The organism is Streptomyces sp. NPDC057302, from assembly GCF_042667685.1.
In the GTDB taxonomy this organism is placed as follows: domain Bacteria; phylum Actinomycetota; class Actinomycetes; order Streptomycetales; family Streptomycetaceae; genus Streptomyces.
Window position 1 is genome coordinate 112,565 of the sequence record NZ_JBHUZJ010000010.1, and the last position, 12,733, is coordinate 125,297.

7 protein-coding genes are annotated in these 12,733 nt (G+C 69.5%); 4 read left to right on the forward strand and 3 right to left on the reverse strand.

The features are described from left to right. Nucleotides 1-11: 11 nt before the first annotated feature. The 4 genes from ACFUPX_RS10670 to ACFUPX_RS10685 all read left to right on the forward strand — a co-directional run bounded on the left by ACFUPX_RS10670 (nucleotide 12) and on the right by ACFUPX_RS10685 (nucleotide 5,977). The gene (locus tag ACFUPX_RS10670; RefSeq protein WP_383319342.1) at nucleotides 12-611 is read left to right on the forward strand and encodes an N-acetylmuramoyl-L-alanine amidase; all 600 of its coding nucleotides are present in this window, start codon (nucleotides 12-14) and stop codon (nucleotides 609-611) included. Between the two features lie 99 nt (nucleotides 612-710). Beyond that, nucleotides 711-1,976 carry a GAF domain-containing protein gene (locus ACFUPX_RS10675; RefSeq protein ID WP_383319345.1) on the forward strand — a complete coding sequence of 422 codons (1,266 nt, stop codon included), beginning with the start codon at nucleotides 711-713 and terminating at the stop codon, nucleotides 1,974-1,976. A 392-nt stretch (nucleotides 1,977-2,368) separates the two neighbouring features. Further along, complete coding sequence (locus tag ACFUPX_RS10680; RefSeq protein WP_383319348.1) at nucleotides 2,369-3,892, forward strand: aldehyde dehydrogenase family protein; 1,524 nt, start codon at nucleotides 2,369-2,371, stop codon at nucleotides 3,890-3,892. Between the two features lie 399 nt (nucleotides 3,893-4,291). Further along, complete coding sequence (locus tag ACFUPX_RS10685) at nucleotides 4,292-5,977, forward strand: acetolactate synthase large subunit (RefSeq protein ID WP_383319351.1); 1,686 nt, start codon at nucleotides 4,292-4,294, stop codon at nucleotides 5,975-5,977. Nucleotides 5,978-6,158: 181 nt separating this feature from the next. On the opposite strand, the gene ACFUPX_RS10690 is transcribed toward ACFUPX_RS10685, so the two are convergent. The 3 genes from ACFUPX_RS10690 to ACFUPX_RS10700 form a co-directional block, all read right to left on the reverse strand. Then, nucleotides 6,159-7,673 carry a glutamate synthase-related protein gene (locus ACFUPX_RS10690; protein ID WP_383319354.1) on the reverse strand — a complete coding sequence of 505 codons (1,515 nt, stop codon included), beginning with the start codon at nucleotides 7,671-7,673 and terminating at the stop codon, nucleotides 6,159-6,161. Nucleotides 7,674-7,917: 244 nt separating this feature from the next. Beyond that, the gene (locus tag ACFUPX_RS10695; protein ID WP_383319357.1) at nucleotides 7,918-8,412 is read right to left on the reverse strand and encodes a hypothetical protein; all 495 of its coding nucleotides are present in this window, start codon (nucleotides 8,410-8,412) and stop codon (nucleotides 7,918-7,920) included. 179 nt (nucleotides 8,413-8,591) lie between these two features. Continuing rightward, nucleotides 8,592-12,455 carry a hypothetical protein gene (locus ACFUPX_RS10700; RefSeq protein ID WP_383319360.1) on the reverse strand — a complete coding sequence of 1,288 codons (3,864 nt, stop codon included), beginning with the start codon at nucleotides 12,453-12,455 and terminating at the stop codon, nucleotides 8,592-8,594. Nucleotides 12,456-12,733: the final 278 nt, after the last annotated feature.

Below are 12,733 nucleotides of genomic sequence, written 5' to 3' on the forward strand. Positions count from 1 at the left end.
GTTGGCCGGCCATGGATCGAGCCAGACGGTTTCCCAGCAGGCGCGGGCTGTTGCAAGGAGCGGCCCTGGCCGCCCTTCCCGCCGCGCTTCTTCCCGCGACCCGCGCCACGGCCCGACCTCGGGCGGTCGACTATCCGCTCGCCGAGTGGGTTCCGGCAAGCACCTCCAACTACACGGCCGCCAACCGCCCCAGCACCTATCCCGTCGAATACGTGATCGTCCACGTCACCCAGGAGACCTACGCCGACACGCTCGCCATCTTCCAGAACTCGGCGAAGAAGGTGTCGGCCCACTACGTGGTGCGCTCCAAGGACGGCCATGTCGCCCAGTGCGTCCGCGAACGCAACGTCGGCTGGCACGCGGGGAACTGGAACTACAACACCCGCAGCATCGGCATCGAGCACGAAGGATGGGTGGACCAGCCCGAGTACTTCACCGCCGCGATGTACGAGCAGTCCGCGCTGCTGACCTCGGCCATCTGCGATACGTACGACATTCCCAAGGACCGCAAGCACATCATCGGGCACGTCGAAGTACCCGGCACCGACCACACCGATCCGGGGCCGCACTGGGACTGGACGCGCTACATCCGACTGGTCAACTCTGCTTGACGCCGGTCGCCTGATGCCGTGGTGCCTGTCGGGGCGCTTGTCGGGGCACGCTCGCGGGGCGACGATGGCAGCACCGCATCGCCGTCCCGGGAGGCCGAGTTGACCGAACCATGGGTGGCCCTGGATTCCGGTGCCGATCCGGCCGAGCGGGTGCGGGTGCTGCGCCGCGCCCATGAGAGGTTCACCGAGGCGGGGACGGTCACGCGGCCGGTCCGGTCCGTGGTGGCCGACTCGTGGCGGCGTTCGGCCAGGGCCAGGGTCAGCCCGGAGGACACCGGCGCGATGGTGGAGCTCACCGACGGGGATCTCGGTTCGTACCGGGCCGAGCATCCGCTGGCGGGGGTGATGCCGCTGTTCCGTGAGCTGATGGGCACGTTCGCGATGGACGGTGAGCATCTCCTCGCGGTGTGCGACGCGAACGGCAGGCTGCTGTGGGTCGAGGGGCACTCCGCGACCCGGCAGAAGGCGGGGCGGATGAACTTCGTACCGGGTGCCCGGTGGGCGGAGTCCGCGATGGGGACGAACGCCCCGGGCACGGCGGTGGCGTTGGACCGACCGGTGCAGGTGTTCGCCGCGGAGCACTTCATCCGGCGCGTCCAGCCGTGGACGTGCGCGGCGGCTCCGGTGCACGATCCGCGGACCGGGCGGTTGATCGGGGCGGTGGACATCACCGGGGGCGACGGTCTCGCGCATCCGCACAGCCTGGCCTTCGTGCAGGCGGTCGCTCGGGCAGCAGAATCCCAACTGGCGCTGCTGTCGCCACCGGTGGACAGCAGGGACACCGCGGCTCTCACCGCACTCGGCCGTGATGAGGCGCTGTTGCTGACCGGCGGCCGCAAGATACGGCTGAGCCGCAGGCACAGCGAGATCCTCGTCCTGCTGGCCCGCCACCCGGAGGGGCTGACCGGGGACGAGCTGCTGTGCGCGCTGTACGAGGACGAGTCGGTGACGCCGGTGACGCTGCGGGCCGAACTGGCCAGGCTGCGACGTCTTCTGGGGCCGGAGCTGCTGAGGTCGCGCCCGTATCGGCTCGCGGTGTCGGTCGAGTCGGACGTCGACGCCGTCGAGCGTCGGCTCGGTTCGGGGGCTGTCACCGCGGCCGCCGCCGCGTACGCCGGCCCGCTCCTGCCCGCTTCGCAGGCGCCTGCCGTGACGCGGCTGCGGCGCAGGCTCGCCGATCAGCTGCGGGCGGCGCTCATCGCACGCCGCGACCCCGATCTCCTGGCCGACTGGGCGCACACCCCGTGGGGCGAGGACGACCTCGCGGTGTGGCACGCGCTGGCGCAGGTACGCCCGAGCCCACCGGTACTGGCCCGCCTCCGAGAGCTGGACGCGGAGCTGGCTGCCGCGGCCCGGCCGGGCTGAACGCCGGGCGGCGGGCGCCCTGTGCCAGGCTCCCCGGGGCCGGGCCCGAACGCAGGATCATCGCCGCCCGCCCCGATACGGACGCGGGCGGGCGCTGGCAGGGACAGGGGTCAACGCTCCCTCGTCGACCGCCGGGCGGCCACGCAGTCGACGTACCCGCAAGGAACCGCTGAACCCGCAGGACCCGCAGGACCCGCAGGACCCGCAGCCCCCTCAGAGCAGACACAGCCCACCGCACCCGAAGCCGAACCGCCCGCCCGCCCGCCCGCCCGCCCGGTCACGAGCGAACCAGCCGCCGATCGGCTTACGCAACGTACCTGCAACGTCGGCGCTCCTAGCCTCCGGGCGAGAGCTGCCCAACGGCGGGCAGCCTTCCCCGGGAGGCCACCAGAATGACCCGTTACGCAGCGCCCGGCACCGACGGAGCAGTTGTCTCCTACCAGTCCCGCTACGACCACTTCATCGGCGGCGAGTACGTCCCGCCCGCCCGCGGCCAGTACTTCGAGAACCCGAGCCCGATCAACGGTCAGCCCTTCACCGAGATCGCCCGGGGCACGGCCGAGGACGTGGAGCGCGCCCTGGATGCCGCTCACGCCGCCGCGCCCGCCTGGGGCCGCACCTCCGCGACCGAACGCGCCGACGTCCTAAGGAAGATCGCCGACCGTATGGAGGCGAACCTCGAGAGCCTCGCGGTGGCCGAGAGCTGGGAGAACGGGAAGCCGGTCCGCGAGACGCTGGCCGCCGACATCCCGCTCGCCATCGACCACTTCCGCTATTTCGCGGGGGTCATCCGCGCGCAGGAGGGGTCGCTGAGCGAGGTGGACGAGGACACCATCGCGTACCACTTCCATGAGCCGCTCGGTGTCGTCGCGCAGATCATCCCGTGGAACTTCCCCATCCTGATGGCCACATGGAAGCTCGCGCCGGCGCTCGCCGCGGGCAACGCGGTCGTCCTCAAGCCCGCCGAGCAGACCCCGGCCTCCATCCACTACTGGATGAGCCTGGTGTCCGACCTGCTGCCGCCGGGCGTCGTCAACATCATCAACGGCTTCGGCGTCGAGGCGGGCAAGCCCCTCGCCTCGAGCCCGCGCGTCGCGAAGGTCGCCTTCACCGGTGAGACCACGACGGGGCGGCTGATCATGCAGTACGCATCCGAGAACATCAAGCCGGTGACGCTGGAGCTGGGCGGGAAGTCGCCGAACATCTTCTTCGACGACGTCTGGGCCGCCAACGACGACTTCCGTGACAAGGCGCTCGAGGGCTTCACGATGTTCGCTCTCAACAACGGCGAGGTCTGTACCTGCCCGTCGCGTGCTCTCGTCCAGCGGGGTCACTACAGCGAGTTCATGGAGGCTGCGGTCGCCCGCACCGAGCAGATCGTGCCGGGGCACCCGCTGGACACCGACACGATGATCGGCGCCCAGGCCTCCAACGACCAGCTGGAGAAGATCCTCTCCTACCTGGACATCGGCCAGCAGGAGGGCGCCAAGGTCCTGACAGGTGGTCAGCGCATCACGTACGACGGGGAATTGGCCGGCGGCTATTACGTCCAGCCGACCATCTTCGAGGGCGACAACCGCATGCGGATCTTCCAGGAGGAGATCTTCGGCCCGGTCGTCTCGGTCGCGTCGTTCAGCGACTTCGACGACGCCATCAAGACCGCCAACGACACGCTGTACGGCCTGGGGGCCGGAGTCTGGACACGCGACATGAACACCGCCTACCGGGCGGGCCGTGCGATCCAGGCGGGCCGAGTGTGGACGAACTGCTACCACGCGTACCCCGCGCATGCGGCGTTCGGCGGCTACAAGCAGTCCGGGATCGGGCGCGAGACGCACAAGATGATGCTGGAGCACTACCAGCAGACGAAGAACCTCCTGGTGTCGTATTCGCCGAAGAAGCTGGGGTTCTTCTAGGCGTCAGGGAAAGGGCGTCTGACCAGGCGTTTCACCTGTTAGGCGCCCGCCCTGAGCACCTCTTAAGACGTAGGGGGTGTCGCGAAGTAACTCCCGATATATCCCACTGCTATCCCACCTCTGACCAGCTGTTCTGGGGCATTTCCGGGCCAAGGCCCGGCTCATGTGTCTTCTGCACTGCGGTCCTGCCTCTCCCACCATCGCATCGACTCCTCAATCAGACTGTTGGCATGGTTCCGCGCCTCGGCCAGAAACTTGGCGTAGTAGCGAAAGAGGACCTGGATGCTGAGGGTCTGGCTCGTAAGACCGGTCCGCAGGCGTCCGAGCGGTGGGCCGGGGTAGACGACTGACCGGTCCGCCCATCGGCGCGGCCGAAACCCGGGAGAGGACACGATCAGCGTGAGCGACGCCGAGCACCGGAAGCAGACCCCCGACGGAGCGGCCGAACTCCTGGTTCGCTGCCTGGAGAACGAGGGCGTCGAGGTGGTGTTCGGCGTGCCCGGTGAGGAGAACATCCGTTTCACCAACGCCCTCGCCCGCTCGGAGAAGATCCGCTACGTCCTGACCCGGCACGAGCAGGCCGCGTCCTTCATGGCGGAGATGCACGGCCGGCTCACCGGCTCGGCGGGGGTGATGTCCGCGACGCTGGGGCCCGGCGCGATCAACCTGATGCTGGGCGTCGCCGACGCCATGACGAACAGCACGCCCGTCGTCGCGATCACCGCGCAGGTCGGCAAGGAGCGCAACTACAAGGAGTCCCACCAGTTCGTGGACCTGGTGAGCATGTTCGCCCCGGTCACGAAGTGGTCGGCGGACGTCCCGGCCACCGGGGCCATCCCGGAGATGGTGCGGCGCGCGTTCAAGACAGCGGAGTCCGAGCGGCCCGGCGCCGTCTACCTCGCCGTGCCCGAGGATGTCGACGAGGCGACGGACGGCTCGGACCTGCGCCCGCTGCGCAGGGACGTCGTGCAGCCCGAGGCGCCGTCCCCGCAGCAGATCAAGCGGGCGGCGGAGCTGCTGCGCAACGCCCGCCGGCCGGTGATCCTGGCCGGACACGGCGCGGCGCGCGGCGGCGCCCAGGAGTCGCTGACGGCGTTTGCCACCGCGCTGGACGTGTCGACGGCGACCACCTTCCACGGCAAGGGCGTCCTGCCCGACGACCACCCGTGCGCGACCGGCACGTTCGGCTTCATGCGGCGCGACTACACCAACTTCGGGTTCGAGGAGGCCGACGTCGTCATCGCCGTCGGCTACGAACTGCAGGAGTTCGACCCGTCCCGGATCAACCCGGACGGTGACAAGAAGATCATCCACATCCACCGCTTCCCGGCGGAGGTGGACGACAGCTACTCGGTCGACGTCGGCATCATCGGCGACATCGCCGCCTCCCTCGACGCCCTGGCCACCGAACTCGACGGCCTGCGCTGGACCATCGACGACAAGGACACCACGGCCACCCGCGCACTGCTGGCAAAGGAACTCGCGCAGGGCGCCGCCAACGAGCGCTACCCGCTGGCCCCGCAGCGCATCATCGCCGACACCCGCGCCGCGCTCGATCGCGACGATATCGTGCTGGTCGACACCGGCGCGCTGAAGATGTGGATGGCCCGGCTCTACCCGACGTACGCGCCGAACACCTGCCTCATCTCCAACGGCCTGTCCACCATGGGCTTCGCGCTGCCCGGCGCGCTCGCGATCCAGCTCGCCAGGCCGCAGACCAAGGTGCTGGCGGCGGTCGGCGACGGCTCGTTCCTCATGCACTCCCAGGAGATCGAGACAGCCGTCCGCGAAAACATCCCGCTGACCGTGCTGATCTGGCAGGACAACGGCTACGGGCTCATCAAGTGGAAGATGGACCTGGAGGTCGGGGAGAACTCCAACACCGACTTCACCAACCCCGACATCGTCCAGTACGCCCGCAGCTTCGGCGCGAAGGGCTACCACATCGCCTCCGCCGGGGACCTGCTGCCCACGCTCCGTGAGGCACTGGCGGACCCGGGCGTGTCGATCATCAACTGCCCGGTGGACTACGCCGAGAACATGAACCTCATCGACCACCTCGGACACCTGGACTCGGCGCTCTGACCCGCCCGCGCGGTGCGGCCCGACCCCCGTACGGGCCGCGCTGCCCGGGCCGCTGTCACGCCACGCGCGCAGCGTCCCGCCCCAAGGACCGCCCCGGACAGGACTGCGCAAACTCGTGACGTCGCGTGCTGATCAGGCCGCAGTCGTATCTCCGCATACCCGACGAGGGGCAAGGACGTGCTCAGGCAATGAGCAGCTCGGTGATCTCATCGGCGAGCTTGGGGCCGAGCGAGCCCCAGCCGTCCTTGTAGCCGTAGACGCTCGCCAGGGTGCGGGCGTCGTAGTCGCCGTTGAGGATGTCGATGTCGGTGGGGGTGATGAGCGAGGGATGGGCGACGCCGACGGCGCCCGAGACCCTCAGCAACTCCCTGCGCAGGGTGCGCAGGTAGCCCGCGGCCCGGATGGCCTTCGAGGGTGCGTCGATGCCGCGCGTCAGCCACGGGTTCTGGGTGGCGATGCCGGTGGGGCATGCGTCGGTGTGGCACTTCTGCGCCTGGATGCAGCCAATGGACAGCATCGCCTCACGGCCCACGTTGACCATGTCGACGCCGAGGGCGAACGCGACGACGGCGTTCTCGGGCAGGCCGAGCTTGCCGGAGCCGATGAAGGTGATGTCGTCGCTCAGCCCGCGCTCGGCGAACACGCTATAGACGCGGGAGAAGCCCATGCGGAACGGCAGGGCCACCGAGTCGGCGAAGATCAAGGGAGCAGCCCCGGTGCCGCCCTCGCCTCCGTCGATGGTCACGAAGTCGACCCCTCGATCACCTCGCTCCATCAGGGTGGCGAGTTCCTCCCAGAAGCCCATTTCCCCGATGGCGCTCTTGATCCCGACGGGCAATCCGGTCTCCGTGGCGAGCAGTTCCACGAAGTCGAGCATCGAGTCCACATCGTGGAACGCGGTATGCCGCGACGGCGACGCACAGTCCTTGCCCGCGGGGATGCCGCGGATCTCGGCGATCTCGTCGGTCACCTTCGCGCTCGGCAGCATGCCGCCGAGCCCCGGCTTCGCGCCCTGCGAGAGCTTGATCTCGATCGCCTTGACGGGCCCGCTCGCGACCACGGACTTGAGCTTGTCGAGGTTGAACGTCCCGTCCTCGTTGCGGCAGCCGAAGTACGACGTACCGATCTGGAGGACGAGTTCCCCACCGTTGAGGTGGTAAGGCGACAGGCCGCCCTCGCCGGTGTTGTGCATCGTCCCGGCCAGCGCCGCGCCCTTGTTGAGCGCCGTGACGGCCGCGCCGGACAGCGAGCCGAAGCTCATCGCCGAGATGTTGACGACGCTCGCCGGACGGAACGCCTTCGCGCGGCCTCGTGGTCCGCCGAGCACCTTGGCCGAGGGCAACGGCGCCTGCGCGTCGCGCAGATCGGGCAGCCGGCCGGCGAACGTGCGCTGCTTCACGTACGCGTGCCCCTGCACGTGCTCGACGTCGTTGTCGGTGCCGAACCCGAAGTAGTTGTTCTCCTCCTTCGCCGACGCGTAGATCCAACTGCGCTGGTCACGGCTGAAGGGCCGTTCCTCGTCGTTGGAGGTCACGACGTACTGCCGCAGCTCGGGGCCGATCTTCTCCAGCAAGTACCTGGCGTGCCCCAGCACGGGGAAGTTCCTCAGCAGTGCGTGCTTCTTCTGCACGAGGTCGCGGGCGGCCACCAGCGCCAACGCCGTGGCGGCTGACGCACCTATGTTCCGAGCACGCATGAAAGACGTTCCTCTCCTCAACTGGCCAAACCTCACCACGACCGGCTACCCCACGCTAGCGAAAAGCCACGGGAGGGCGGCGACGGCTCTCCTCTTGCGCGCGGTCGGGGAAGCGGGCGCAGGGGCCGAGGCCGAGGCCGGAAACCTTCTTGAGGGTGGCGTCCCAGCTGACCGCTCAGACCCGAGTCGCCGTGCTGTATACAGGAGTAGAGCCCCCGAGCCAGCCACGTGGCCAAGTCCAGCCTCAGCAGCGGATGTCGACGATCTGGAGCTTCTGGCCGTTTCGGACTTTGTGCCAGCCGGGACCGACCGTACGCAGGCCCAGGGACCGCTTCACCTTGCAGCCCGGCCCCACCCAGTAGCCATCCACGTCGCGCACGCCTACGTGGTGACCGTTCTGCCCGGGCCGCAGGATGCGCCAAGTGGAGCGATCGTAGTGTTTTCCCCACTGGTTGGTGATCAGCAGGTTGTAGCGGTTGTCACGGTTATAGACGTTGCCGCAGATACGGCCGCCTACCCAGCATTCGCCCAGCGGGGTCACCTCTCCCGGGGCCGGCCGTGCGTCGCTCACCGCACTGCTCGGTTCCGTGGACTTCGCGGGTGTGGGCAGGGAGCGCTGGGCGAGCGCGGTGCCGTGCGACGGCGATGACGGCAGGGTCTCTCCTGCCGCCGGGGACGCGCAGACGGCGAGGGCAGCTGCCGCCGCCAGCAGTGTGATCGATGAACGTGGGGAGCGCATACATTCCCTTTCTGTCTTCGTACTTCGACCCACCGGCCGCGAAGTGCGCCGCAGAGCCGGTGACGGACATAAGCGTGCGACTCCGCGGGGTTGTCTCCTACCCCGTTCCGGACCTGGCGACAAAACACCGGGTGATCCGCGGCACAGTGGCCTGCCGCAGGCCCGGGCCGCATCAGTGGTCAGGAACAGCCGCGGGAGTAGGCGGTATCCGGTGCGTAGCGCTCCCATTCGCTGTGGGTGAGGCTGCGGCCGACGGTGGCACAGAGCTGCCGGATGGTGCGCTCGGGGTCGGTGCTCCACAGCACCGCCGTGTTGTCCACGCTGCCGGTGGCCAGGGTCCGGCCGTCCGGGCTGAAGGCAACACTCCGCACCTGTCGGGTGTGTCTGGTCAACGTCGCCAGCCGACGGTGGTCCGCCACGTCCCACAGAACGACTGAGGTGTCCGCGTCGGCGATGGCCAGGGTCCGGCCGTCCGGACTGAACGCCACGCTCATGGCACTGGCGTCACCAGTGAACGTGCGGATGCGGCGGCCGTCGGCGGTGCCCCACAGAATGACCCTGCGATCGATGCCGGCGCTCGCCAGGGTCCGGCCGTCGGGGCTGAACGCGACAGCCCGCAGCGACCCGGTGTGCCCGCGCAGGGTGAGCCGCCGGGTGTGTCGCGCAGCGTCCCACAGCACGGTGGTGCCGTCGTGCCCTGCCGACGCCACGGTACGGCCGTCCGGGCTGAACGCCACCGCGTTCACCCCCCACTTCGGCGCTCCGGCGTCAGCCCTGCCTGGAGCACGGCGGGATGGCGACGGGCCGTGGAAGCGGGTGGCCAGGCGAGTCCGGCGCTCGGTGTCCCAGAAGGTGATGGTGTCGTCGGAGCTGCCGGTCACCGCCGTGCGGCCATCCGGCTCGTACGCGGTGTCGGTGACCCGTTCGGCAAACCCGGTGACCGCGCCCGTGCGATGGAAGGGAGCGCGGGACTGCCACAAGGTGAGTGCTTGTTCGTCGGGGGCGCGTGACAGCGAGGCCGTCCCCCCGGCGGAGGTGGCCACGGCCCTCCCGTCGGGACTGAACGCCACCGAATTCACCGTCCCGGTCGGGTCGTTGAACGTCGCGGCACGTACTCCGCGCCGTAGATCCCACAGCGCCGCCGTGCCGTCGTCGGCGGCGGTGGCCAGCATCCGACGGTCCGGGCTGAAGGCGACCCGGTTCACCCGGTCCCGGTGACCCGAGAGAGGGATGCGGGACGGATCCCACAGGGTGATGGTGCCGTCCTCCCCCGAAGAAGCGAGCAGGGGCCGCGGCCCGGGTGAAAAGGCCAGGCTGTAGACGTTTGTGCTGTGGCCGGTCAGTGTGGCCGTGCGGGTCCCGCGGGACGGATCCCACAGGGTGACGGTCCGATCCAGCCCTGCGCTGGCCAGTTGGCGCCCGTCGGGACTGAAGGCGAGAGCCCGAATCGAGCCGGTGTGACCGGTGAGAGTGGCCCGGCGGGTGCGTTGTTTGCTGTTCCACAGGAGCACCCGCTGATCGTCGCCGGCGGTGGCGAGCATGCGGCCGTCGGGGCTGAAAGCCACGCTGGTGACAGCGTCGGCGTGGCCTGTCAGCTCCGACCGCTCGCCGGTCGTTGTGTCCCAGAGCAGTACCTTGTCGTCCTCGGCGGCGGCGACAGTCTTGCCATCGGGACTGTAAGCCACCGATCTGAGAGATCCCCGATGTCCATCCATGGTGCGCTGGCGGGAGCGTTCGGCGACATTCCACAACACGACGGTTCCGTCCGCGGAGGCGACCGCCAAGGTTCGGCCGTCCGGTGCGTACGCGAGACTGCGGACCGGCGCCGAGTTACCCGGCAGAGTCGCGACCACCCTACGGTCGGCAGTGCTCCACAGCACCACCCTCCGGTCGTCGCCGCCGGTGGCCAAGGTCCGGCCGTCCGGGCTGAACGCCACGGCCCGCAGCCACGTGCGGTGCCCGGTGAGCGCCGCCGGACGGGCACGGCGCCGCGTGTCCCACAGCCTGACCGTACGGTCCCGGCTGACCGAGGCCAGCGTGCCGTCGGGGCCGAAGGCGACCTCGGAGACCGCGTCGTCGTGACCGGTGAGCTCGGTCTGGTGGTACTGGTAGGTGGACATCGTCAGGAGTGCGCCGCGTGCCTCGGGCGTGGGAGCCGTACGGAACGCCTCGACGCTCAGCAACTTGGCCACCGAAGGGCTGGACCCGGCCAGGACGAGAGCTTGAGAGGCCAGTTGGCGTGAGAGTGTGAGCTGCCGCTGCTGTACGGCGTCCTGACGCTGCTGCAGAGCGACCGTGCCGGCCGTCACGGTCAGGGCCAGCAGCACCATGAGCGCGGTCGCGAGCACCCGCAGACGACGGTGACGGCGGGCCACAGCGGCCTGCTCGGACTCTGCCAGCGCGACGCTGGCATCGAGGAAGTCCCGCTCGCGGGCATTGAGGTCGGATCGGGAGCCCTCGCGCGCCGCCCATTCCCGCAACACCCCCAGCCGGCTGCCCCGGTACAGAGCGCCGCTGTCCCGGTCGGTGTCCTCCCACGCCCGCGCGGCCTCGGTCAGGCGGCGATGGACTACAAGGCGCCCGCGGTCCTCGTCGATCCATCGGCGTAGCCGCGGCCAGGAGACGATGAGCGCTTCGTGCGCGAGGCTGAGGGTATTGCCGTCCAGGGTCACGAGCCGTGCACGGACGAGGTGCTCCACAACCTCGCCCACGGTGTCCTCGGCGGCTGCGTGCCCGCCTTGGACGTTCCCGCGCGGCTCATCGGCGCCTGGGACGGCGGGAGCCTCGCCGCCGGTGTCCGATCCCGCGTCCGACGGGGCGTGCTCCGGCTTCGCGCGGCTCACGTCGTACTCGAAACCCGACCCCGCCGGCCCCAGCCCGAGCTCGGCGAGGTCGACAGGACGGCGGGTGTCCTGAGCGCCTTCGCCCGGAGTTACCAGCCGCAGCAGCGTGCGGCGAGCGACCCGCGCATGCCTCGTCGGCATCCGGGAGTAGACCTCTTCGGCAGTCTGGGTGACGGCACCGTTCATGCCGCCGGCCGCCTCGTACGCCTCCATGGTCAGGCTGCGTCCTCGACGACGACGCCAGGTCTCCAGCAGGGCGTGCGAGAGCAGCGGCAGGCCGCCCGGCTCCGCGGACACCTCCTCGACCAGGCGGGCCGTCAACGCACGCTCCACGATCAGCCCCCGCGCCATGGCGGGTTTGACGATCGCCTGGCGCAGCTCGTCCGGTCCCAGAGGGCCGACGGGCAGCCCGGCGTCGCGCACGGCTTCGGCCAGCGGCCCGTACTCCAGGAAGCGGCCGTAGAAGTCCGACCGCACTCCGAACACCACGCGGAGCCTGCTGGCGGGCTCGCGGGCCGCAAGCAGCATGTCGATGAACTCCGCGCGCTCCTTCGCGTCCTGGCAGAGGGTGAATGCCTCCTCCAACTGGTCGACCACTATCAAGGTGTCGCCGTCGGCTTCCTCGGGCCGCAGAACTTGGCGGTACGAGGAGGCCGGACGCTCGCCCGGGGTCAGGATGCGGATCGCTGCCAGCGGGACTGCAGCATCACCAGCGTCCCGGAGGCGAGGGATCAGTCCGGCGCGCAGAAGGGAAGACTTGCCGCTGCCGGAGGGGCCGAAGACCACCGTCAGGGGGTGCTGCACAACCAGTCGGAGCAGGGCGGCTGTCAGTTCGTCACGGCCGAAGAACAGGTCTTGGTCACCCGGTTCGAACCGGGCCAGGCCCCGGTAGGGCGGCTCCGACTCGTCGTGGTCCGCGTGCGAAGTCAGGTCGTCGAGCTCCCTCTGCGCATTTCGCCAGCGCTCTTCCCACTCCCCCGTGTCCCCGCCGCAAGCCCGTACATAGGCCGCCACCACGGAAAGCGCCGGCAGTCGCTCCCCGGAAGCCGCTCTCGCCAGCGCGGCCGTCGAGTACTCCGCGCGCTCCGCCATGGTGCGGTAGGTCGGCTTACCCGCCTCCTGGCGCAATTCCCGCAGTTCGTGAGCGAAGCGTTCCGTCGGTCCGGCACTCGGGTCGACAGGCTTCTCGCGACGTCCCATGGAGCTTCCTCTCTGATCTCAGCGAGCTCAGCCCAACACGCCGCACTGCATGCCAACAGCCCTTCTCCGGCCATCCCACGCACCCAGGATCTTCCTCTGAGGTTTTGTCGCCCCCTAGGCGCATGTGGTGGAGGACAACGCCGGCCTTTGTCGCCCATAGGCGCATGGGGTGCTAGACAACGCGTCGGCCGTTCAGATCAGGAGTGCACACCGGATCCACCCACCGAAGAAGTGGTCCCTTCCACCCGACGACAACGGTTCAATGGAGGACTCAAACT